Annotated in this window: 18 protein-coding genes; 9 read left to right on the top strand and 9 right to left on the bottom strand. The window is 43.8% G+C overall.

The window, feature by feature from the left end; genetic code table 11:
- Window positions 1-2: 2 nt before the first annotated feature.
- A complete protein-coding gene (locus QWZ04_RS21230; protein WP_290330255.1) occupies window positions 3-512 on the bottom strand; it encodes a TRAP transporter small permease in 510 nt (169 codons plus the stop codon).
- A 64-nt stretch (window positions 513-576) separates the two neighbouring features.
- Entirely contained in the window at window positions 577-1,542 is a 966-nt protein-coding gene (locus QWZ04_RS21225) for a sialic acid TRAP transporter substrate-binding protein SiaP (RefSeq protein ID WP_135382527.1), read from the bottom strand.
- Between the two features lie 226 nt (window positions 1,543-1,768).
- Here QWZ04_RS21225 and QWZ04_RS21220 point away from each other — a divergent pair, with 226 nt between their 5' ends.
- The 7 genes from QWZ04_RS21220 (at window position 1,769) to QWZ04_RS21190 (ending at window position 9,494) form a co-directional block, all read left to right on the top strand.
- Complete coding sequence (locus QWZ04_RS21220; protein ID WP_290330579.1) at window positions 1,769-2,479, top strand: putative N-acetylmannosamine-6-phosphate 2-epimerase; 711 nt, start codon at window positions 1,769-1,771, stop codon at window positions 2,477-2,479.
- On the top strand, window positions 2,479-3,348 hold the full coding sequence (locus QWZ04_RS21215) for an N-acetylmannosamine kinase (RefSeq protein ID WP_290330254.1): 870 nt from the start codon (window positions 2,479-2,481) through the stop codon (window positions 3,346-3,348). Before QWZ04_RS21220 ends, QWZ04_RS21215 begins: the two co-directional genes overlap by 1 nt.
- 72 nt (window positions 3,349-3,420) lie before the next feature.
- Complete coding sequence (nagA, locus tag QWZ04_RS21210; RefSeq protein ID WP_290330253.1) at window positions 3,421-4,566, top strand: N-acetylglucosamine-6-phosphate deacetylase; 1,146 nt, start codon at window positions 3,421-3,423, stop codon at window positions 4,564-4,566.
- Between the two features lie 339 nt (window positions 4,567-4,905).
- Complete coding sequence (locus QWZ04_RS21205; protein WP_290330251.1) at window positions 4,906-6,591, top strand: hypothetical protein; 1,686 nt, start codon at window positions 4,906-4,908, stop codon at window positions 6,589-6,591.
- A 2-nt stretch (window positions 6,592-6,593) separates the two neighbouring features.
- Complete coding sequence (locus QWZ04_RS21200; RefSeq protein ID WP_290330249.1) at window positions 6,594-7,223, top strand: PEGA domain-containing protein; 630 nt, start codon at window positions 6,594-6,596, stop codon at window positions 7,221-7,223.
- Window positions 7,224-7,350: 127 nt separating this feature from the next.
- Entirely contained in the window at window positions 7,351-9,057 is a 1,707-nt protein-coding gene (locus tag QWZ04_RS21195; RefSeq protein WP_290330248.1) for an amidohydrolase, read from the top strand.
- A gap of 293 nt (window positions 9,058-9,350) precedes the next feature.
- Window positions 9,351-9,494 (top strand): hypothetical protein, encoded by a 144-nt coding sequence (locus tag QWZ04_RS21190; RefSeq protein WP_290330247.1) that lies wholly within the window; start codon window positions 9,351-9,353, stop codon window positions 9,492-9,494.
- A gap of 283 nt (window positions 9,495-9,777) precedes the next feature.
- Here QWZ04_RS21190 and QWZ04_RS21185 read toward each other — a convergent pair whose 3' ends face one another.
- The 3 genes from QWZ04_RS21185 to QWZ04_RS21175 all read right to left on the bottom strand — a co-directional run bounded on the left by QWZ04_RS21185 (window position 9,778) and on the right by QWZ04_RS21175 (window position 14,955).
- Window positions 9,778-12,906 (bottom strand): efflux RND transporter permease subunit, encoded by a 3,129-nt coding sequence (locus tag QWZ04_RS21185; RefSeq protein WP_290330246.1) that lies wholly within the window; start codon window positions 12,904-12,906, stop codon window positions 9,778-9,780.
- 5 nt (window positions 12,907-12,911) lie between these two features.
- Window positions 12,912-14,027 (bottom strand): efflux RND transporter periplasmic adaptor subunit, encoded by a 1,116-nt coding sequence (locus QWZ04_RS21180; protein WP_290330245.1) that lies wholly within the window; start codon window positions 14,025-14,027, stop codon window positions 12,912-12,914.
- A 217-nt stretch (window positions 14,028-14,244) separates the two neighbouring features.
- Complete coding sequence (locus QWZ04_RS21175) at window positions 14,245-14,955, bottom strand: lipid-binding SYLF domain-containing protein (protein ID WP_290330244.1); 711 nt, start codon at window positions 14,953-14,955, stop codon at window positions 14,245-14,247.
- A 154-nt stretch (window positions 14,956-15,109) separates the two neighbouring features.
- On the opposite strand from QWZ04_RS21175, the gene QWZ04_RS21170 reads away from it, so the two are divergent.
- Window positions 15,110-16,264 (top strand): BamA/TamA family outer membrane protein, encoded by a 1,155-nt coding sequence (locus QWZ04_RS21170; protein WP_290330243.1) that lies wholly within the window; start codon window positions 15,110-15,112, stop codon window positions 16,262-16,264.
- Window positions 16,265-16,271: 7 nt separating this feature from the next.
- On the opposite strand, the gene QWZ04_RS21165 is transcribed toward QWZ04_RS21170, so the two are convergent.
- Window positions 16,272-17,102 (bottom strand): LysR family transcriptional regulator, encoded by an 831-nt coding sequence (locus QWZ04_RS21165; RefSeq protein ID WP_290330242.1) that lies wholly within the window; start codon window positions 17,100-17,102, stop codon window positions 16,272-16,274.
- A gap of 134 nt (window positions 17,103-17,236) precedes the next feature.
- Here QWZ04_RS21165 and QWZ04_RS21160 point away from each other — a divergent pair, with 134 nt between their 5' ends.
- The gene (locus QWZ04_RS21160; protein WP_290330241.1) at window positions 17,237-17,884 is read left to right on the top strand and encodes a glutathione S-transferase family protein; all 648 of its coding nucleotides are present in this window, start codon (window positions 17,237-17,239) and stop codon (window positions 17,882-17,884) included.
- A gap of 86 nt (window positions 17,885-17,970) precedes the next feature.
- Here the strand turns inward: QWZ04_RS21160 and QWZ04_RS21155 are convergent, their stop codons facing one another.
- From QWZ04_RS21155 to QWZ04_RS21145, 3 genes are all read right to left on the bottom strand, one after another.
- Window positions 17,971-20,028 carry an EAL domain-containing protein gene (locus QWZ04_RS21155; RefSeq protein WP_290330240.1) on the bottom strand — a complete coding sequence of 686 codons (2,058 nt, stop codon included), beginning with the start codon at window positions 20,026-20,028 and terminating at the stop codon, window positions 17,971-17,973.
- A 2-nt stretch (window positions 20,029-20,030) separates the two neighbouring features.
- Window positions 20,031-20,480 carry a YfiR family protein gene (locus tag QWZ04_RS21150; protein WP_290330239.1) on the bottom strand — a complete coding sequence of 150 codons (450 nt, stop codon included), beginning with the start codon at window positions 20,478-20,480 and terminating at the stop codon, window positions 20,031-20,033.
- Between the two features lie 82 nt (window positions 20,481-20,562).
- Window positions 20,563-22,647, bottom strand: a complete 2,085-nt coding sequence (locus QWZ04_RS21145) for a TonB-dependent receptor plug domain-containing protein (protein ID WP_290330238.1) — start codon at window positions 22,645-22,647, stop codon at window positions 20,563-20,565.
- Window positions 22,648-22,843: the final 196 nt, after the last annotated feature.

The raw sequence follows: 22,843 nt of genomic DNA, 5'->3' as shown, positions 1-22,843 counted from the left end.
TCCTACCTAACGACTGTTTGAGATGATTGTTCAGATGCTTCAGCTGTACTTAAGCGAAACTCACCGACTAACTGAACCATTTTCTCCAGTTGACGCGCCACCATAAACAAGCCAGCAAGAGGTAAACTATAATTCATCCACTTACTCGAAATTTCTAACGTGATCAGCTCAAAAAAAGCGGTACGTTGAACGTGTTGGTAGCCCAAATAGATAATGGCAAAAATAGACACGAGTACAGCTAACTCCAAAGCAAACGCTAACGAAAAGCGTACTTTGTTGGGTAATTTGTCTGAGAAAAAAGTAATTTTGACGTGCGAACCCGTTTTTATGGCCATCGCACAACCAATTAACGACATATACATAAAAAGAACTCGCGCGAGCTCTTCACTCCAAAGCGAAGGATCATTCAATAACCAACGGGTTCCGATCTGCCAAGTCAGAACTAGGAGCAGAATGGCCATTAAAGGTACGGTGATGATCTCTTCGATATTATCAATAATCTTACGTAACATTTTTTAGCTCCAAGGCTGGCCTCTTATGGCCAGCCAAGCTTATTTACTACCAATAGGCGATCGCTTACATGCTCGCCAGTTTTTTCACAATTGGCTGACCAATTTTGTCTTCAAACTTCGTGTATAGCGGCTCCATTGCTTGACGGAACGGAGCAAGGTCTGGATAAGTGACATTCACGCCTTGAGACTCAAAGAAAGCAACTAATTCAGCTTCTTGTTTTTTCACTGAAGCGGTATGAGCAGCGCCCGCTTTCGCTACCGCAGCGGTTACTATCTTACGATCAGCTTCGGACAGTTTTTGCCAAGTCGTCTCAGAAATGATCACCATTTGATCGTTCACAATGTGGTTTGTGATCGCGAGGTTCTTCTGAACTTCATAGAACTTCATTGTTTTAATGGTCGGCAATGGGTTTTCTTGACCGTCAACCGCATTCGTTTGCAGTGCTAGGTACACTTCAGAAAACGCCATTGGTGTCGGAGATGCACCAGACAGTTTTGCGTAATTTAGGTTTGGTTTGGCGTTTGGAACACGAAGCTTCAAGCCTTTAAAGTCTGATATTGATTCAAGAGGGCGGTTAGACGTTGTTTCACGCGTTCCGTTATACCAAGTATCTAGCGCTCGCCAATTGAATTTAGTGAGCATTTCCTCACGGATGCCTTGGCCAAAATCAGATTCAAACATACGGCGTAGATGTTCATAATCTTTCGCAACGTATGGCAATGTTACGGCTTCTGCGCGAGGGATCCAAAGACCCATACGGCCAAATTCAGCGTAAGTGATATCCAAGTCACCCAAACTTAACTGTTGTAGCATTGCGCGATCATCACCCAACTGTGCGCTTGGGAAAAGTGACAGTTTGATGTCCCCGTTACTCATCTCATCAATCGTGTCAGCAAGCAATTTAGCAGACGTGTATTCCACCGAACCTACTGAGGCTTGCATGCCCATTTTAAGCGTTGTTGCCGCTTGTGCAGAAACAGCAAATCCGAGAGTCAGCATAGCAATAGTGATTTTGTTCATGGCTTTCATATTATTCCCTTATATTGGTTTTCGGTCTGATTTCACCACTTTCAAAAAAAATTTTTATTTTGTTTGAAAAAAATCTTCGTTATGGATTATCATTGCGGTGAAGATTATTTTCAAACCTAGATTTAACAAAATGTGATCACGGACAGATATTCGATTCAAATAGCACCACAGTTGATCATTCATTGCTGTGATGCATTCAAATAATACCGTGAAAAAACTTATAAAAATGAGGCCCATCGTGAGAAATAAAGCACTTTGTATCAATGACTTAAAAGGCATTTTACACGGCCAAACCATTGTCTCTATTCAACCAGTTGAATGCAGCCCACTTGCGAAAACTGAGATTATTGTCGCAATGGCCCAAGCCGCAGAACAAGCTGGAGCGAAAGCACTTCGCATTGAAAGTGTTAACAATGTTAAGGCGGTTTCTGAGCATGTCAGCATACCAATTATTGGTATTGTGAAGCGTGATTTAGAGAATAGTCCGGTAAGAATTACGCCTTATTGCAGCGATGTCACTGCATTGGCAGAGGCTGGGGCAACCATCATAGCGTTTGACGCAACTGACCGAATTCGACCAGAAAGCCGCGATGCAATCGCCACCGCAATTAAGGAAACAGGTTGCTTTGCGATGGCAGACAGTTCATGTTTTGAAGACGGTCTTTGGGCCCATAAACATGGCGTGGAGATCATTGGATCAACCTTGTCAGGTTATGTTGGAGAAAGTGAACCAACAGAGCCAGATTTTGAACTAGTCAAACAGTTTTCTAGTGCTGGTTTCTTTACAATGGCGGAAGGCAGATACAACACGCCAGAACTTGCCGCGAAGGCCATTGAATGTGGTGCGACGGCGGTAACCGTTGGATCCGCCTTGACACGGCTAGAGGTCGTAACAAACTGGTTTAATCAAGCAACTCAAGCAGTAGAGGCGCGATAATGAACATCCTAGCCATTGATATTGGCGGTACAAAAATCGCATTGGGGCTTGTCTCAAATGGCAAGCTCTGCGAGCGAATACAAATTCCGACCATTGATGTTACTTCCGCGAATCAATTCGCAACTTATATATTGGAGCACTGCCAACCTTGGTTAGTCGACGTGGATCGAATTGGGATATCTACTACGGGTTTGGTCACAGAACAAGGGATCAGCGCCATTAATCCAGATACATTGGCCTTCCCTGCTCCGTTCCCACTTCATACTGAAATTCAAACGCAAACAGGTAAGTCTGTTGCTATGTTGAATGATGCTCAAGCCGCTGCATGGTACGAATACTTGCACTTAACTGAGCAAGAACAAAACATGGCGTATCTGACGGTATCAACCGGTGTTGGTGGCGGCTTGATTGTTAATGGAAAACTGCATCGCGGGGAAAACAACTTTGCCGGACATATCGGGCATGTAGTCATTGATCCCAACGGGCCAGTTTGTGGCTGCGGTCAAAAAGGATGTGTCGAGGCTATTGCCTCAGGGACAGCCATCAACAAATACGCTAAACAAACCATCAGTAAAACTATTTCTAACGTCGAGCTTTTTGAGCAAGCTCGCCTTAACCCCTCTGCCGAGTACATTATTCAGCAAAGCGCCCAAGCTATCGCCACGTTATGCTGTAACTTAAAAGCCAGCCTAGACTTAGATGTGATTGTGATCGGCGGTGGTGTGGGTCTTGCGTCTGGCTATTTGGAGCGAGTAAGTCAGCATATTGAAATGCGCCCAACTCCATTTCAAGTCAAATTAGTCCCAGCGAAAGGCAATCACGATGCCTGCCTTTTAGGGGCTGCCGCTCTTTTTGAGCACTCAATTTAAACGCTCTGTGGCTCGTTACATACAACGTAATTTAATAAAATAGCTCTTCAATGAAGAGCGAAAGGATCATTCATGACACTCAAAGCAATCTCAGCGCTGCGTATTTTTGATGGTGAAAAGATGCACTACGAATCCGCATTACTTTGGCAGGAAAACCACATCGTCTCGATCGTGCCCGAGAATCGCATTCCTGCGCAAGCCGAAGTTATACGCTACCCTTCATCGACGCTTACTCCAGGGTTTATCGACCTGCAAGTAAACGGTGGCGGCGGTGTCATGTTCAACCAACAAACTGATGTCAACGGCATTGAAACCATCTGTAAAGCCCATAGAAAGCATGGTACAGCGTATTTATTGCCTACCTTGATCAGCGACAACCAAGAAAAGATAAAACAAGCCCTACAGGCTAGTCACTCCGCTTTAGAAAACAAAATTAAGGGCGTATTAGGTGTCCACCTTGAAGGGCCTTGGCTAAGCCCCGAGAAAAAAGGCGCTCATGATACCGCGCATTTTTACGACCCATCGGTCGACTCTCTTCAACAATTACCTTGGTTAACTCAAGGGAAGACGCTTGTTACCTTGGCACCAGAAGCGGTAAATTCAGAAGCCATTCACTGGTTATCTCGCCAAGGAGTATTCGTGTCTTGCGGCCATAGTAATGCAACAGAACAGCAGCTATGCGATGAAACACTATCGCATATTGATGGCTTCACGCATTTATACAACGCCATGTCGCCACTTACCGGCAGAGAACCGGGCGTTGTTGGAACGGCGCTGATGACGGATCACGCATGGTGTTCCATCATTACCGACGGCATCCATGTAGCGCCAACTAGCATCAAGCTTGCTCACCGAGCAAAACCAAAAGGCAAATTGCTGATTGTCTCTGATGCAATGGGTTCGGTCGGCAGCGAAGACAATAGCTTCGTCCTCAATAACGAAATCATCAAAGTGGTTGATAACAAATTAACCAATTCGAATGGCAGCCTAGCTGGCGCACATATTGGCATGGATCAGTCTGTTGCTAATGTGATTGAGTGGGGAATTGATGAAGAAGAAGCCTTTAAAATGGCCTCAACTTATCCTGCGCATGCGTTACGAAGTGGCAGTTCACTTGGCTACTTAAAAGAAGGGTTTATCGCCTCGGTGACCATCTTAGATGAGCATTATCACACTCAAGCCGTCATTGTTGATGGACAGATATTTAAACAAACTTAACAACGTTCACTTCTTATTTATGCGGCTACCCGTATCATTCCGTTACGGGTGGTGTCTATTGCCTAGCATCTACCTCCCCCCTAATTTGTTTGCCCCTAGTGCGTTTTCACCACCACAAATGAAAAACTAAATGCATATCAAGTGCACCTTTTAGCCATGCAACTGTACGATTAGATCTCACTTATTAGATCACGCCACTGATACGCTGCTATATATATGATAGCATTTATAAAAATCACGAAATCATACATCCACTAATAAGCCATTTCGTATTTTATTGGATTCACAAAACACAGCAGTATTCATCGTTAGTCATCTAAACCGGCAAATAAGTACATCATGATAAAGCTCCTTATAATCGCAATTCTCTTTTCAGCAGTTCTACTCTTCACCGGCATCAAAAACAACAAAAACACCGTAAAGAAAATTGGCCTAAACTTCGTTGTCATCCCTCTAATCTACATTCTCGCCGCTTCATTTGGCCCGGCGAAATATCAGGTTGACCTCAACACGACGGTGAACGTAAACAAAGAAAAATACTATTTAGGATGGAACCTAAATCGTGTGCTTCCGTTTGTTTCCTTAGCACAGCCTGTATTGGTTACCTCACATCAAGGCAACAATGTCGTTACCAAGATGCCAGAGGACCTGGTTAAAAAAGCGAAGAAACAGTATGGTTACCAAGCTGAACCGTTCTTTAAACAATATGCATTTTTGATTGCACTATTGGCTTGGTATTTAATACAAAGGCGACTATTTAAGAAGAAAACGGTTCGAAAAGCAGCCAATAAAGTCACCCCGCAAGAGATCCTTGCATCCAACGACATTGGTCAGCTTGAAACTTGGATAGAAGAAACGCAAAAACGCAGTATGTTCCGAGTGTTTTATAAACGTAAAACCTTGGCTTTATGTAAAAACCGTCTTGCCGCCGTCAAAAAGGACTATGCTGCTGGTTTCTATGGGCTTATGAAGTCCATCTGTAATAATCGCATCGCGAAACAAGACTATTTTGACTCTCAGAACACTCGAACCTTCCCACTTTGGGTCGCAGAGCAAAGATTGCTTGGACAGGATACATTTGCCATCGAGGTCAACGTTAAGGACACCATTCAGTCTTCGGAGCTCAGCAGACGATTACCCGACACGCTCATCGAGCGCATCCAAAATAATAAATTAAATTATTTGGAAGAAAATTTTGAGAAAAGGCGCGCAAGCCAAGACCGAGACAATTTCTCTGGTTTTTACGATGATCGTAATACTGAAAAAGTGTCCAGAGCCATAAAAAGCAACTTTGAACAAAACATTCTCAATACACTGAGAAAATTCTCGCCCAAGCACCTAATCCAGTTCTCAACCGAAGCTGGATTAACCCTTAGATTCGACATTTATCGCGCGAGACCTTCTGGAGATAGCTTATCCTACTGCTTTATGAGGCTAACGCGTCATACTGACGACAGCCAGTTGCATCTGCACTCTCACCATTACTATTGCCATATTCAATTGGTCAATGGTGGCCGAACCCTAGAAGAGAGCTTTATGTCTCTCCAGCAGTGCTCGTTACTTGATGTATTTCAAGCGCTAGTGGATGAAAAAGGCGACGAAACCGGAGTTAGCTTCCCGGATCGAAAAGAAAAGGCCAAAGTACTGAGCCGCTTAAACTCCATCTCACGTGCTGCTATTGGGCAATCGTTAATCCTCCAAAACTTTGGCGCGATGCCGTCTTCAAATCGGAGTAAGTCCTCAATTGTGTACCCAGAGCAAACCGAATCCATACTGCAAAAAGCCTATCTAGACATCACAAAGAGTTTAAACTCGGTTTGTAAAGATGAACTGACCAGTCGTTCAATAGATTTAGCGATTGAGACGCTCTATGAGCGCTACCCTGAATTGGTCGAACGCCATGTCAACATAGCAGTCGCGCAGTTAGTTGATCTTGGTGTTGGTCAAGACATTATCGCCGACTTAATTGGTGAGTTATTTGGCGACGTTGCCGTCGAAATCATTTCAAATACATTAGGGGACTAAAAATGAAGCAAGTCATTTTTATCATACTTGGTAGCCTGATGTTCGCATCCGCCGCGTCTGGTTCCGATCTAAAAGCCAAAGTACTGGATGTTGTGCAAGAAGAAGCGTTAGGCGCAGTAACAGGGGAATCTCTCAATTGGCTAGACTCCCTTGGCGACAACATGAAAGAAAACGAGTTCAGTAATCAAAAACCTCAAGACCCTGTGAGAGTCTTTTTTTCACAACAAGGCAGTTATAAAGTTGGCGTGTCTCAGGGAGGAAAAGCGATTTATGTCTTCCCACAACTCAATAGCGTTGTTGTCCCTAGAAGCGCGAAGTTTTTAGTTTTTTATCAAGATGGAAAACTGGTGAACTATCGAAAACTTACCATTCCTAAAAATGCGCTTGCCATAAAGGAAACCGCACAACCAATATTTTCAAAAGGTCGAAAGATCCCAATTAGGATCCAAACTTACCCGTCTGATGCCGTTGTTAAGATCATGAATATTGGTCCTAAGTACAGCGATAATATCCTTCTTACCAAAGGAAAGTACGATGTACTCGTCAAATCAAAAGGTTACAAAACCTATCGTAAAATGGTGTTCTTTGATAAGTATTCGCCCGTACATCATGTAAAGCTGCAAAAAAGATAATCTTGTAGAAAGGAGCAGTTCCTCATTTCAAGGCACTGCTCCTACCATGATTACGCAATCACAGACACGTTTATATCGCGGGTTCCATCTATACTGTTATCAAGAACATTATAAGGACGAAGCACCCATGACATTTTTGTATTCTCATTCTCTTTTGTCTTCGATAGCATCAAAGGTAGCGCTCACTATAGGGCTAACGTATTCAAGCTTAGGGTTCGCTCAAACTCACGCTGATGTCGTTATCACCAACGCCAATATTTACCAACATAACAACGCCAACGCTATCGCCATCAAGCAAGGTAAAATCTTAGCCATCGGTTCAAAAAAGATCATCCAACCTTATTTTGGCAGAAACACAAAAACTATCGATATTGAAAATGCTTTTGTCATGCCGGGTTTTATTGATAATCATAATCACGTATTTGAAGCAGCGTCGGAAGCTGGCGGAAATTGCGAACTTAATACAGACGCCTCTCTCAATGAACAAATCCCCTACCTCAAAGCCTGTAAAGCAGAAGCAAAGGCGGGTCAATGGCTAATGGGGTATGGCTTTTCCATCGACGCCATACTTGGGCAAGAAAACCTCCAAACTCCGCTTCAAGTTCTAGATAAGATATTTCCAGAAACCCCGGTCGTGATAATGGAGCAAACGTCGCATTCAATGTGGGTAAACACGGCCGCACTCAATTTGGCAGGCATTAACCACAACACACCTGAACCACAAGGTGGCAAGATCCTCAAAGACGAATTCACGCAAGAATTAAACGGTATATTGTTAGACAATGCTGGCGACATCGTCATGGAAAAAGCATGGAACAGCCTCAAAAATCAATTTAACCAAAGCTACGATGGCTTGATGGCAGGATTGGAAACAGCCGCAGCTCACGGCATTACTACTATCGGTGACGGCAGGCTCTATTGGAAACGCGGCTGGCTGGACGTTTGGAAAGCGGCTGAAAAGAGTGGCGATTTAACCGCTCGAGTTTCTTTGAGACCGTGGATCTACCCTACCGATGGCATGGACTCACAGCTAGAGTATTTGGAAACAATTCAGTCCGATAACAAGTCAAACTTACTGGTTATCGATCAAGTGAAAATGTACAGTGATGGTATTTTCATTAATGGCACAGCAAAAACGCTCGCGCCCTATTTGGACACTTACATTCCGGATGAACCCAATGGTATTAACTATATTCCGCCCCAACAAATGAAAGTGTGGTTAGAAGCCCTGAATGACATTGGATACGGTGCTCATGTACATGCCATTGGCGATGGTGCCATTCGCGAATCACTCAACGCTGTTGAATACGTTCGAGCCAAGGGCGCAACTCGACCTTACACCTTAACTCATGTGGAACTGGTTAACTCAAAAGATATTCCTCGCTTTGCCAAGCTCGATGTCACGGCAGATTTTCAAGTCGGGTCAGATTATGTCGCCTACCATGATCATCAATGGGCCGAAGTTTTTCTTGGCGCGCTTCGAACTCGATCGCTTATGAATTTACGTGCCATTTTTTATACTGGCGCTAACGTGACACTTAGTAGTGATTGGAATGTTCACGATATTAACCCTTTGGTGGGTATCGCCAATAGTTTAAAAATGGGAAAAACCGGCTTGCCGAATATTGCAACTGCCATTAACGCTTACACCATCAACGCTGCTCGCAGTTTGGGGTTAGAGCAGCACACAGGCAGTATTGAAGTAGGCAAGTCTGCAGATTTTGTGGTTCTCGAAAAAGATATCTCTACGCTAAATGTGGATGATATCGCAAGCACTGAAATTTTGATGACGATTTTGCAAGGAAAGACTGTTTTTGATGTTGAGGTGCAATAGGCGGAAGGCGGAAGGCGGAAGGCGGAAGGCGGAATACGAGAATCGATTAAAGCCTTTGAGTCAACGTTGGTCGCCTCTTTTGCGGTACATTCATGGTGCCAATCAGTCACCGCGCACGGATAAGTAACCACAAGAAAAATAATGTTATAATTTGTAAATTACTGTCAAACCCACTATTTATGGAATCTTATATTCAGCTTTTTCGTTAATAGTGTTTTGCCTCTCAAATCGCCTTAATGCCATTCACTACAATACCTTTATTGGATTAAATCACCCACTAAAAGGTAAATATTATGGACAAAGCAATCAATGCGTTAGGTATGGCCATCATCGCGAGTAAATACGCTGGTGTACTCCTGTTTGCTGGGCTAACACTATCAACCGGAACAATTGCTGCAGAAGCACTATTGTTCACGGGTTCGGAGGGAAACGAGTAGTTCTATAAGTTCTGAATAAAAAAAGATCAACATTCGCAACACTTGAGCAGCTATTGATGTACAAATACTCACTTTGATTTCATTTTTTGAAATGGCTGCTCTTCTCTTCCCCTTTTCGCTCAGTTACCTCCCCTTTATCACCCATTCTTCAACACCTTACCTTACGCTTTTGCCTTTTGTCTTTTTACTTAAACCCCATGCCTAATACCCAAATAAAAAAAGCCTCTCCCCAGTACATCAGCCATAACAAACCGGGGAAAGGCTAGAACTCTAATGTTCTCTATTAAGTAAGCGCTGGCGTCTTCTCTTTCTTAGTGCGAAGTTCACGCAGTTTTTGCAACCCAACAAAGAAGATAGGAACAAACAAACACCCGATAATCGTTGCAGCTAACATACCACCGAAGCTCGCCATGCCTAATGCATTTAGGCTGGCAGCACCCGCACCGGATGCAAGTACCAATGGCACAACACCAAGAATGAACGAGAACGCCGTCATCAACACTGCTCGAATACGTAATGCAATTGCTTGTTTGGCTGACTCAATAATTGATAACTGTTGTTGCTCACGGAGCACTTTCGCAAATTCCACAATCAATATCGCATTTCGACTTGCCATACCTATCAGTAGAATCAACGCGACTTGCGTATACAAGTTAATCGTGCCACCCATTGCCGCAACAAAACCCAATGCACCAAAGATACCCGTTGGTACACATAGAACGATAGCAAGAGGAATTAACCAGCTTTCGTACTGAGCCACTAAGAACAAATAAGTGAACAACAATGCCAAGGCAAACAAATAAGGCGCAGAGTTGCCCGCTTTAAGCTCTTGATATGTCATGCCTGTCCATTCAACGTCATAGCCAGCTGGCAGTGCCGTTTTAGCAAGAGATTCCATTTTCGCAATGGCTTGGCCTGAGCTAAACCCTTCTGCTGGAATTGCGATCACTTGCGCCGTGCTATATAGGTTGTATCGAGCGGTTGAGTCAGCTCCTACTAGCGGCTGATACTCTGCAAAGCTCGACATTTTCACCATATGCCCGTCGTTAGTACGAACATATACACGAGTCAGATCTTTCTCCGAATCACGGAACTCTTGCTCTGCCAGCAGGTTAACCTGGTAGTTTTTGCCGTATCGAGTGAAATCATTCACGTACATGCTGCCCATCATGGCAGCCAGTGTCGTATTGACTTCCGCTAAATCGACACCCATCGCCATTGCTTTTTCACGATCAATATCGAGATAAAGCTGAGGTACATTTGCACTGTAGGTCGAGAATGCCATGGCGATCTCTTCCGATTCATTCAACTCATTCAGGTAATTATTTAATGCAGGTGCCATTTCTTCCACGGTGCGGCCATTTAGGTCTTCCACTTGAAGAGTTAAACCACCAGCGTTACCTAATCCAGGAATAGATGGCAACGAAAATGCCATTCCCGCAATATCCGGATTGGTATCAATCATATTCTGAACCTGAGCCACCAAAGCGAATTCACTTGTTTCTGGTGTTTTACGTTCATCCCAATGATCAAGCACCACAATTAACATGCCTGAGTTAGAGCTCGATGCCCCTTTCAGTAAGCTGTAACCCTTAGCTGCCACAACATGTTTAACGCCGTCTAAGTCGGATACCGCTTTAACCATATCGTCGATCATTGGATCAGTACGATCCATCGCAGAGGCTTCAGGTAAGCTCACATCAACCATAAACGAACCTTGGTCGTCGGCAGGAATGAAATCCTGTGGTGTTGTTTTACCTAGAACGACGATGCCACCAATAAGCAATGCGAATAGCACGCTAGCAAGCATTAAACGTTTAGCTAAGAAGCCAACAGAACTAACATAACCGCGGGTTACCGATTCAACAAAGCGGTTAAATGCAGCCAACGGACCACGAGTTTTCTTTTCTTCATGTTGCATCAGTACAGCACAAAGTGCAGGGGTCAGTGTTAAAGCAACAATCGTTGAAATGATCGTCGATACTGAAATCGTCACACCGAACTGCTGGTACATTTGACCAACCATACCCGGCGCAACAGACACAGGACCAAATACGGCGAGCAATACCAAAGCAGAGGCAATAAGCGGGCCTGTCACCTCTTTCATTGCTTTCGATGTCGCCTCAGGAGCGTCCAAGTGCTCTTCTTCCATCAAACGTTCTACGTTTTCTATGACAACAATCGCGGCATCAACCACAACACCAATCGCGAGAATCAAACCAAACATTGAGATGGTGTTAATGTCGATGTCCATCATCGCCATGATGACAAACGTACCAATCAAAGAAACAGGAATAGCAATAGATGGAATCAGCGTCGCACGCCAGTTTTGTAAAAATAAGAAAGTCACACAAATTACTAACGCAACAGCGATGTATAACGTTTCGAACACTTCTGCCATTGATAGCTTAATGAAAGTCGTCGAATCATACGAAACCTCATAAGTCATGTCTTCAGGGAAGCGATCCGACAACCTTTCCATTTGCGCTCGTACACCTTCAGCTACATCTACAGCATTCGCACCTGGCGCCTGATAGATGGCAAGAACTGGGCTTTCATGGCCTGCAAAAGTTGACATAGCCGCGTACTGTTCTGAACCTAGTTCAACTTTCGCCACGTCTTTTAGGTAAATGAAACTGCCGTCATTTTCTGCTCGTAAAACAATATTTTCAAATTCTTGAGCTTCTTTTAAACGCCCTTTTGTTTGAATGGTGTATTGAAATACTTGTTCGCCAGCTCCCGGGCGTTCACCCAATTTACCCGCCGCAACGGTGGTGTTTTGGGCACTGATCGCGGCTGAAACATCCGTCGCCGTCAGATTTTTTGCTGCCATCTTTTCAGGGTTTAGCCATACTCGCATTGAGTATTTTTGCTCACCAATAACTTGAACTTTACCCACGCCATTAACACGGAGCAGTGCATCAACCAAGTTAAGAGACGCATAATTAGAAATGAACAGGTTGTCGTAAGTACCATTAGGGGAATACGGGCTAACCGTCATCAACATTGAGTTCGATACTTTCTCAACCGTTACACCTTGTTGTTTCACTTCAGCGGGCAATTTCGCCATCGCTTTGTTAACACGGTTTTGCACTAACACTTGTGCTTTATCTGGATCGGAGCCAATTTCAAAAGTGACATAAGCTGTATAGCTGTTATCGTTATTAGACTTTGAGTCTAAGTAGATCATGCCTTCTACACCATTGATCTCTTGCTCGATAGTTGTAGCAACAGTGTCTCTGATCGTGTTGTGGTCAGCACCTGGGTACACAGCAAACACTTCAATCGAAGGAGGTACTACGTTGGGAAACTGCGAAACGGGCATTTTTGCCAGTGTTAATAGCCCTGCTAATGTCATTACAATCGAAAGTACGATCGCAAATTTGGGCCGATTTATGAAAAATTCAACCATGACAATTACCCCTTACTGATTACGTTAGCTTCAAGACCTGGACGAGCCTGCTGAAGTCCTTTCACAATCAACTGCTCTCCCGCATCCAAACCAGATTCAACTATCCAGTTTTGATCAAGCCTTTCACCCAGTTGGATGTACTTAGATTCAATGAGGCTTTCCTCATTAACAGTCAACACATAGCGGCCGCGCTGATCTTCTTGAACAGCACTTTGTGGGATAACAATTTTAAGGTCGCTTTGAGAGTCGGTTGTTACTAATGTGACGAATTGCCCCGGAACTAACAGTGAATCAGGGTTAGGAAAGATAACTCGAAAAGTGATGGTACCGTTTGAACTGTCTACTCGATTATCTATGAAATTAATCTCTCCAGGCTGCTTGTAATCAACGCCATTAGAAAGCTTCAAGCTAATCTCAGGAGCAACGATATCTAGATTTCTTTGGGCTTTGTCCTGAAGATCATTTAGATACTGCTTTTCATCCAGCTGGATGTTCACGTACATATTTTGGTTACTGACCAAACGCGTCATTGCAGGATTACTTGGCCCAACAAGGCTACCAGGGCTTACGTTACTTGCCCCAACAATACCTTCAAACGGTGCGGTGATTTGAGTATACGAAAGATCCAGTTTTGCACGATTAAGATCCGCCAAAGCCGCATGAACTTGAGCTTCTAACTCACGTCTTTCCGCTTCAATTTGATCAAGCTCTATTTCTGTGAGCGCATTGTTCTTCACCAACTGCTTAGCTTTGACCAACTTTTTGTCGGCAATTTGAAATTGAGCGTCCATTTGTGCAAGCGTGGCGGTTCGTCTATCGACTTCTATTTGGAATGGAACAGGATCGATTTGATACAACAGCGCCCCTTTTTCGACTACGTCACCTTCAACAAAGTTTCGAGATACAAGGTAACCGGAAACCTTGGGAACAATATCGACTTTTTCAGTGGCTTGGGTTTTCCCAACAAACTGTTCAGTTTGAGGAGCCTGTTGCATCGCAAGAGTTAAAACACTGACTTGTGGCAGTGCTTGAGCGATATCTGGTTCATGTTGAGTTTGGCTATTACACGCGAGAAGCGTGAAAGGCATCGTTGCAATAAGTAATTTGGCTGATGTACGCATGATAAGTCCCCTCCGAGGGAATTGTTTAACGATTCCCCGCCATCATATTCAGCTTTTATATATACTTTGAATTACTTACCATTTAAAAATCGAATAGGTTAGACATCCACTGTGTGATTTTTTTGATGTACCTCAATACTTCCCTCTAAGTCATTGCTTTATATAGCTGCCATTGACCAAAGCTTAGGAAAAAGACATACTAAATTCGTGATCTAAATCACTCAGAAAAAACGGAATCGTAGGCAATTTGGCTTAGTTTGGTTTGAATTTGCTGAACAGGTAATAATGGCTGCTCTTCAAATTTTTCTAAAATCATTCGCGGTGTGAATTGATCGCCGTAAATAGCTTGGTTAAGTAACGTATCTGGCTTGATTTTAAATGTGTCAACGCTTCCTCCAAAATACGCCCCGGTATTTTGCGAAACCATCAAAGTTGAGATACCGCTGGTTCCTGCCACCACTTTTCCACTCACCCCCCGGCCTAACGTTAGGTCTCCAGTAGCACTGATTTTCATCGATTCACTGGTTAACATGTCGAGATAATGGTCATCCAATAAAATACCAATGCCGCTTACTTTTTGTCCACCAATCACTAATCCGAGCATATAACTTCGCATGTCGACAAACAGGGGCGCGCTCCAGGTTTGGTTTTTTCGAGCCATAATGATCCCTTTGCCCCACTGAGTCCCCAACAGGTAACCAAGTTGGCCGCCGTCAGGCATGATCAAAATCGCTTTGGCCGATCCGACCGTATTTTTTACCGAGTTCCAACGCTCATTATCATCAAAGTCCTCTAACTGTGCCTGAGCCCTTTCCGTTAGTGAAAATGCTTGATGATGAACGTCACCCGCAAGCACCGCCTTGGAAAGTAAACCGCCAGTGAGAACAAGCGCTATGGTGAGTATCCGAGTCGTAAGTAAGCGTATCATTTGGGCATATCCTGATTATGTGGGTTTGCCACAATACAGAAGCTATCCGAATCGTTGATAGTCAGGTCCTATTAGAAAAGCGAATAGGAACTGATTGGAGAGTATTTACTCCACGCAGTATATTTGTGTTTCGATTATGCACTGAGAACATAAAATGTCCTTTCAAACCGATAAACAGCCACTGCTAGGGAAAAGCTTGCTGCTTGCACTATTAGGATTGCCTTTGACGGGTAATGCGAGTCTTATGGAGCAATTTACCGACCCTATCGATGGAAGACTGGATGCGAGCCAATACATATTGGATAACGCCGCTGGTTTTTTGCCTATTCCGGTTATGATCAGCGACCCAGCTATCGGTGTGGGCGGTGGGGCAGCATTGCTCTTTTTCCATGAATCTGACGAACGAAAAGAAAGGCGTTTATCAGGTGAACATGTAGCTGATATTCCAACGAGCGTGTCAGGGCTAGTGGGTATTGCGACAGACAATGGCACAAAACTGTACGGTGGCTTTCATTCAGGTAATTGGAACAACGACAACATTCGTTACCTAGGCGGCTTATTTGGCGCAGACATCAACATGAAGTTTTATGAAAACGATAACGCCGTTAAATTTAACGCCAAAGCCGTGCATTTCTTTCAAGACATCGAGCTGCGTATTGGTCAATCCAATTTCTTCGTTGGCGCTAACTACACCTATACCAACTCCGATACTAAATTTGATTTTTCTGAGTTCATCCCAGAGCTTGGGCAAACAGGCCCTGTTGCTGTGAAAGATGGCGGCTTAGGCATTAAACTGACTTACGACGACAGAAATAACCAGTTTTCACCAACCAGTGGCACTAAGGCTGGCATAGCTGCAACCACTCATGCTAAAGCATTTGGCGCACAAAGTTACTATCAAATTTGGCACGCTCATGCCACACACTATAAACGTTTATCAGAAAAGTGGGGACTGGGTTTACGAGGCGATGCTAAATCAATAAGAGGTGAATCCCCTTACCCGTTTTATGCTTCACCATCAATTGATATGCGCGGCATTGCCATGATGCGTTATCAAGGTGACAACACGGCTCTGGTTGAGGCTGAGTTAAGTTACGATATTGATGATCGCTGGACTGTACTCGGTTTTGCGGGCACAGGCACTGCATTTAATAACAACCAAAGCCTATCGAATGCGACCTATCACAACGTCAAAGGTGCCGGGTTTCGATACCTTATTGCACGTCAACTTGGGCTTACGTCGGGTTTAGATGTGGCTGTAGGCCCGGAAGAAACCACAACTTATATCCAATTTGGTGGTGCATGGTAACTCAAGGTTAGTGAAACATGCCTTCGAGTTGCTGTAAAAAGGGCTGACTCAATAGTGGGTGCCCTTTTGAAGATACCGCCAAAACGATATCCACAGCCGGCAATGCTGGCATGTCTTCGATAATGGTGAGATCCGCGCTTACGCTTAATCGCCCCATAGCACCAACTCCTAGGCGTTTACGAACCAGAGAGCGTTGAGCTGAAGCGGTATTGCAGCATGCTAATAATTGGTATGGGGTCGCGCGTTTATTCAAGCCATCAATCGCTGCGGCGTGGTATTTACAATCGGCTTGAAACAAAACTAAAGGCAAGGGCTGCTGCTCATCATAACGAAAGTCTGAAGCGGCAATCCATACACCTTGGTCAGCAACAAGCCAATAACCCTCTTCGCTATCGGGAGAGCGCGTTAAAATGGCCGCATCCAGTTCTCCTACATCTAATTTATGCCTTAGATGGCAGCTTGGCTCACTGAATATTTGAATGGAACATGTTGGCTCTGATGCTTGCAGTGCGGCAACAAGCGTTGGCAGAATGGTTTCATTATAGTCTTCAGGGCAACCTAGCTTCAGTGCCCGTTTGTCTTGATGCCGCTTCATTTTCGATAGTGCATCATCATGCAATAGCACCAGATCCTGAGCATGAGTACTTAAGCGCAGGCCGGCCTCGCTGAGCGCTAAATTACGGCCATCCTTTTCAAACAACGTCGATCCGGTTTCGTCTTCAAGCTTTCGCATTTGAGCACTAAAAGCGGATTGGGTTCGGCTTATTTGTTTAGCGGCTCGTGTAAAGCTGCCGGTTTCTACAAATGCTAAAAAGCTACGTAGCGCATCAATATCCATTCTTCGCTTTCAATCCATCGTTTTTATTAATGAGTCATATTAAAACTATCCGTTAGTGCAAAAAATAACAATCCCTTAATCTAGAATTCAACCAGGCAGGACATTTTAGCCACAACATACCTAGGGAGATTCGTATGCAGCTTTATATTGGAAATCAAAATTATTCGAGCTGGTCACTGCGCGCATGGCTTATTTTTTCGCAATTCAACGTGAAAGTAGACGTCACGAAACTCAAATTGTTCACCGACGATTTTTATCACTCGCTGCAGAAGATCACCCCTGCGGCTAAAGTGCCAGCACTGGTGGATAATGAGGTCGTCGTCTGGGATTCATTAGCCATACTGGAATACGTCAATGAAACCATGCTTTCGGGCGCTGCATGGCCTGCCGAGGCATCACAACGAGCGAAAGCAAGAGCGCTAGCCTGTGAAATGCATTCCGGATTTTTTGCCATCCGCAATGAATTACCAATGAACTGCCGAGGCAAACGTCGTGTTACCTTAAGCCAAGGCGCAAACCTAGAGCTGGCGAGAATCGACGCCATGTGGTCAGAGCAAATGACGCTTCATCCAGATGGTTGGTTATTTGGCGAGTGGTCTATCGCTGATGCGATGTACGCTCCTTTGGCGCTGCGCATCGAGACCTATCAAATTCCGTTGTCAGATAAAGCACGCCAGTATCAACAAAAAGTGCTCAACAGCGCAGCGATACAACAGTGGTTAAGTGAGGCGAGCTTAGAAACGGACATCGTGGTAGAAGATGAGGCCGGAGACGAAGTGTAATCCCTCATAGCAAGGCTCGGTGCGATTACACCGAGCCTTGGATATTGCAGATATCCAAACTACGAGATTAGAATGGCTGAGCAAGCTTATTCTACCGTCAATTTCCTTTGTAGTACTCGTTCTAAGTCTTGATAATTCATTGGTGAAGCCAAATAGAAACCTTGTCCATAGTGGCACCCATAACTGGTCAGTAGTTCCAATTGCTCTTTTGTTTCAATCCCCTCCGCAACGACTTTCATCCCCAAGTTTCTCGCCATGATAATGATGGTTTGGCATAAAGTTTGGCTGGCTGCGTCGTATTGCATTGACTGGACAAAACTTCGATCAATCTTCAGTACATCGGTTTTCATTTGCTGTAAGTAGGACAAAGATGAATAACCAACGCCAAAGTCGTCAATCGCTATTTCGATGCCAATATCTTTAAGCTCTTTTAATAAATTGAGCGTATAGTCATCACTGCTCATTAAGAGGTGCTCTGTAATTTCCAAGGTGACGGCTCTTTCGTCTACATCGTATTTTTTCATTGAATCATGAAAACACACCAGCCATTCGCTCTCTCTTTTAAATTGATGGGGGGAGACGTTAATAGCTACTTTCAAGTTTGAATCATACTGGCGGCGTAGTCGCTTAATAGACGCAATTGCGGTCTCGCTCACCCAGATTCCGATCTCATTAATTAAGCCCGTTTCTTCGGCCAATGTAATGAAGTCCACTGGTAATACTTGCCCTAGCCCCGGGTGATTCCAACGAATTAAGGATTCGACTTTGTCCATATTCCCTGTGGCTAAATTCATTATTGGTTGGTAATAGACCTCAAATTCACCTTTTTCAAGCCCTTTACGTAAATCATCCAACATTCTCTTTTTATTTTGGACTTTTTGCAGCATCGGCGGTTCAAAGAAGCGGAACGTATTCCGCCCCTCATCCTTGGCAACATACATAGCAATATCGGCTTTTTTTACCACGTCATCAGCGGCATTCCCCGCTTCAGGGTAGCAACTAATGCCTATACTGGCCGTCACCCGTACTTGCTCATCTTTAATGAAAAACGGCTTAGTCAATTGGAATCGAATGTTATCTGCTATCTGGCTCAACACTTCTCGACTGCATTCTTCATTGAGTAATACGGTGAATTCATCACCACCAAGACGGGCTAACGTATCTTCACTACGGATTGCATCTCGTATACGAATTGTTGCTAACTTAATTAACTCATCGCCTGCATCATGTCCTAGGGAGTCATTGATGATTTTGAACCCATCAAGATCTAGATACATCAGAGAAAACGCATGTACGCTGGGATCTTTAATTAAGTCATCCATCCGTTCTAGCAGGTAACGGCGGTTAGGTAAATTGGATAATGGATCGTGAAAGGCCTGCTCTGTAAGCTGATTATTTGCCACCTTCAGTTGAGTATTAGCAATTTCTAGCTGATTAGTTCGCTCTTGTACTTGAAATTCTAGCACTTGTTCACGCTCATCAATGGTCTCTAGCATTGAATTAAAACAGTCGGTCAGAGCGCCTAGTTCATCTTGATTTGTTGTTCTCGCTCTCAATGTGTAGTCATTACTTTTTGTTACTCGATTGGCAATATCGGCTAATGACAAAATAGGATTAGTAAAAATTCGGCTTAGGTACAAAGACACTATCAAACTAACAAACAGCGAGAACAACAACATGGATACCAGTGTTTTTATGTAGAAAGATACATGCTTCGCAACCACGGTATCATCGCTGAAAACGACCAGCTCACCATGAAGTGTGTCATCTAAACTCAACGGTGTTGTAATTTGGTTTAAACTGCCAATTTGAGGCTTTGTTAGAGACAAACGTCTTTCTGATGAATAAAAGACATCACCATATTTATTCAACACGATAACATCAATGATCCCAGCCTGTTTTTTAAACGGGGCAATCAGTTCTTTCGCGGTATCACTGTCGTCAAACAACAATGCGGCGGTAAGGCTTGGTGCTAAAATATCGGCAATGGAAACAATACGACTGATTTCAGTGCTTTTGGTGGTCTTGAGTTCATAGGCTGAAAAAACGATTGACGTTACCACCGTTGATAGCGCGGCAGACAGCATTAAAAATACAATCAATTTCGATCGTATCGGCTTTCTGGCAAATCGTTTCTTAAGCATGACTATTTGCTCCCATCAACAATTCGTCCAATACGAAGCACTTTTGCACTCAATTTAATGCCTGCTTTCGCTAAATTATCGGGGCTGACCTCAAAACGAATCTTTCCACCTGCGATGAAAAAGTTAATATGTCCTCCTTTAGCCGCAAAACCGTCTTCCTGCCCCACCAACATGGTATGTTTAAACGAAACGTCATTGACGAATTGATGGCCCTGAGCATGAGTCAAAAACAACGAATTGCATTGGATTGAAGGGCTGTCGACTTGAATTACGCTGACCGGGCGAGATTTAACTAATTGCCCTTGTAATGTTTGCTTAGCCACTCGTACAAATTCTGCATCAGGGCTACATAGGGTATATGCGTCATTAACACTAGGGTCAAACCAATCGCCGTCACTATAGCGTGCGAAATTATATAAAAAGCCTGCTTTTAGTGCATATTCCCTTTCCATCGCGCACGCACAGCTACTCATAGTCAAAGAGAATATGAGCGATATGCAGGCGAAGAGTCTGTTGCTTCCCCTCATCAGCAAGTTAAAAGTTTACCAATACGTTCGCCATCACTGATGGTTCCACATACGTCGGTTGTACATAAAATTCATTGACATTTTTAAACTCCAACATTTCACCATGAACTAAGTTGTTTCCTGTCAGGCCAAATACCACCAAAGGTGACACCTGCCAACGCCAACTTAGGTCAAGCGCATAATAATCTTCTGTTCGGTAAGCTGCGCTTTTTTCATACCTCAACATACTAAATAATGTATGCGACTCGTTCACTGACGCCGACATTTTCAAAAGATATTGTTCTAGGACAGTGCTAAAGCCTATCGCTGTATTCACTTTAGAGGGTAAGTCGTACTTTTGATCCGTGTAGCTATAACCAAATTCACCTTTGATTCTCGGTGTGATCTGCCTACCTATAACCAGTTCGCCACCGTAGGTTGTGAGTTTTCCACCAGAAACGAACATGGTTGTTAGAGTCGATGAAGATAAATACCCAGGCAGTGACGTAATGTCCGTTAAATACGCTTGAATGAGTTGCTCGACAGAATAAGGCGATAAGCTACTCTCAACCGCCACCACGTTGTTGGTTTCAGTATGAAACAGGGAAAGGTCGACGTTCCAACGGTTCTCTGAGTACCGATAGCCGAGTTCTTTAGAGATGGATTTTTCAGCCTCAATATTTTCATTCCCCGCAACCAACCTTTCAATTCGAAAATCAGCTATGTCTGAGGGCAAAGCATTCGCCAACGTTGGATTAACTGATGACAATAGACTTGCTACTGACAATCCTCCTGCTTTAAATGACGCGTTATACTCGATAACGGACGGGATCCGAACCCCTCGAGACAGCGATCCCCACAGGGTGTTTTTACTATCTACAAGCCATATCAACTTGGCACTGGGTTGGTGTTCCCAACCTGTAAAATCATTGTGCTCGGATTTGTTACCGATGACCAACTTCAAAGAATCAGGGACAAGGTCCATCTGAAATTGCGCAAACGCACCAAATTGTTCCATCGCATCCAGATCAGACAGAAGGGACAAGTAATCGGTATTTTCAACCTCTAAGTCGATGTAACGGTAATTGGCCCCCCAATCAAACTGAACATCACCATAAATAGCATTCATTTGATAATCAAAATCAAACGTTTTCTTATTTTCTTTGTAATGTCGACTGTCATGCTTATCATAGGTATAAGCAATCTGAACCATTTGGCTCGCAGTTTCGCTGATAATATGATCGGTTCTTGACATAAAGCTATAAGCATCTTTATCGTCTTCAGCTTTAGCAAATTCATTTTTGTTGGTCGTTAGATTTGGAAGAGCGACATTACTGCCATAAGTCATGTGTTGATAATGGGCTTTAAACAAAGTAAAAAGGTGGTCATTAATATTGAGATCTAATCGGCCACCAACGCTATCTACGCGCCCAGTATCATTCGCCACAAGATCTTGATGACTACGATCCGACGCCTGAACATCTTTACTCATTGCATGAAGATTAAAAGACCCGAGTCCACCAATATCACTGCCATAGCGCGCAGTCAGATCGTAATTCAGCTCGTTTCCTTTGGTCGCTTGAACCGTTAGTTGACGAGTATCCTCACTGTGCTTAGTGATAATATTAATCACACCGTTGGTTGCATTGCTTCCCCAAAGCAAGCTCCCTTGGCCACGAATGACTTCGATCTTATCGACATCCATTAGTGGGAGATTAATGTTTTCCCACTTTACACCAGCTTGAATAGGATCGTAGATACTTTGTCCATCGACTAATACCAACAACTTACTCGCATAGCGACTGGCGGAAGAACGGCTGGTAATAGCCCACAGATTGTTATCGATTTTTCTGACTTGAAGCCCTGGAACGAGCGTTAAAGCCTGCGGTATCGAAGTCACCCCTGAACTCAGAATTTCTTTACCCGATAGAATGTATGTAGAGGCAGCTGTTTCACGCGCAGATTGCAACCTCCTCATAACCGAAGTTAATTGAATATCCGAGTCCATTAGGGATTCCAAATCTAAGGTATCCACTGCCTCGTGCTCTGCTAACACCGCAGATGACCACCCTAAGCAGATACACAACGCGAATCCAATAAACTTCCTATTCATACGTCCTAACTTTTTACCGCCTGTCAAAAGGACTTCCTATTAATAATTAGAATTCGACCCTATAAATATATACATAGAATGCATGATTAACACAGTGAAATGTGGCCTGACTTCAAATATATTGTGCCAGAAAGCAAACACTCAAACAGTTGGTAACCCATGCTTTGCAATCTATTTACATGAGCAACATCTAAAA

The organism is Vibrio tapetis subsp. quintayensis, assembly GCF_030409945.1.
GTDB lineage: Bacteria > Pseudomonadota > Gammaproteobacteria > Enterobacterales > Vibrionaceae > Vibrio > Vibrio quintayensis.
This window is presented reverse-complemented; position numbering and strand designations above follow the sequence as displayed.

Coding starts and splice junctions, on each gene's coding strand:
- QWZ04_RS21230 (WP_290330255.1), bottom strand. CDS start 512: ATGTTACGTAAGATTATTGATAATATCGAAGAGATCATCACCGTACCT.
- QWZ04_RS21225 (WP_135382527.1), bottom strand. CDS start 1,542: ATGAAAGCCATGAACAAAATCACTATTGCTATGCTGACTCTCGGATTT.
- QWZ04_RS21220 (WP_290330579.1), top strand. CDS start 1,769: ATGAGGCCCATCGTGAGAAATAAAGCACTTTGTATCAATGACTTAAAA.
- QWZ04_RS21215 (WP_290330254.1), top strand. CDS start 2,479: ATGAACATCCTAGCCATTGATATTGGCGGTACAAAAATCGCATTGGGG.
- nagA (WP_290330253.1), top strand. CDS start 3,421: ATGACACTCAAAGCAATCTCAGCGCTGCGTATTTTTGATGGTGAAAAG.
- QWZ04_RS21205 (WP_290330251.1), top strand. CDS start 4,906: ATGATAAAGCTCCTTATAATCGCAATTCTCTTTTCAGCAGTTCTACTC.
- QWZ04_RS21200 (WP_290330249.1), top strand. CDS start 6,594: ATGAAGCAAGTCATTTTTATCATACTTGGTAGCCTGATGTTCGCATCC.
- QWZ04_RS21195 (WP_290330248.1), top strand. CDS start 7,351: ATGACATTTTTGTATTCTCATTCTCTTTTGTCTTCGATAGCATCAAAG.
- QWZ04_RS21190 (WP_290330247.1), top strand. CDS start 9,351: ATGGACAAAGCAATCAATGCGTTAGGTATGGCCATCATCGCGAGTAAA.
- QWZ04_RS21185 (WP_290330246.1), bottom strand. CDS start 12,906: ATGGTTGAATTTTTCATAAATCGGCCCAAATTTGCGATCGTACTTTCG.
- QWZ04_RS21180 (WP_290330245.1), bottom strand. CDS start 14,027: ATGCGTACATCAGCCAAATTACTTATTGCAACGATGCCTTTCACGCTT.
- QWZ04_RS21175 (WP_290330244.1), bottom strand. CDS start 14,955: ATGATACGCTTACTTACGACTCGGATACTCACCATAGCGCTTGTTCTC.
- QWZ04_RS21170 (WP_290330243.1), top strand. CDS start 15,110: ATGTCCTTTCAAACCGATAAACAGCCACTGCTAGGGAAAAGCTTGCTG.
- QWZ04_RS21165 (WP_290330242.1), bottom strand. CDS start 17,102: ATGGATATTGATGCGCTACGTAGCTTTTTAGCATTTGTAGAAACCGGC.
- QWZ04_RS21160 (WP_290330241.1), top strand. CDS start 17,237: ATGCAGCTTTATATTGGAAATCAAAATTATTCGAGCTGGTCACTGCGC.
- QWZ04_RS21155 (WP_290330240.1), bottom strand. CDS start 20,028: ATGCTTAAGAAACGATTTGCCAGAAAGCCGATACGATCGAAATTGATT.
- QWZ04_RS21150 (WP_290330239.1), bottom strand. CDS start 20,480: ATGGAAAGGGAATATGCACTAAAAGCAGGCTTTTTATATAATTTCGCA.
- QWZ04_RS21145 (WP_290330238.1), bottom strand. CDS start 22,647: ATGAATAGGAAGTTTATTGGATTCGCGTTGTGTATCTGCTTAGGGTGG.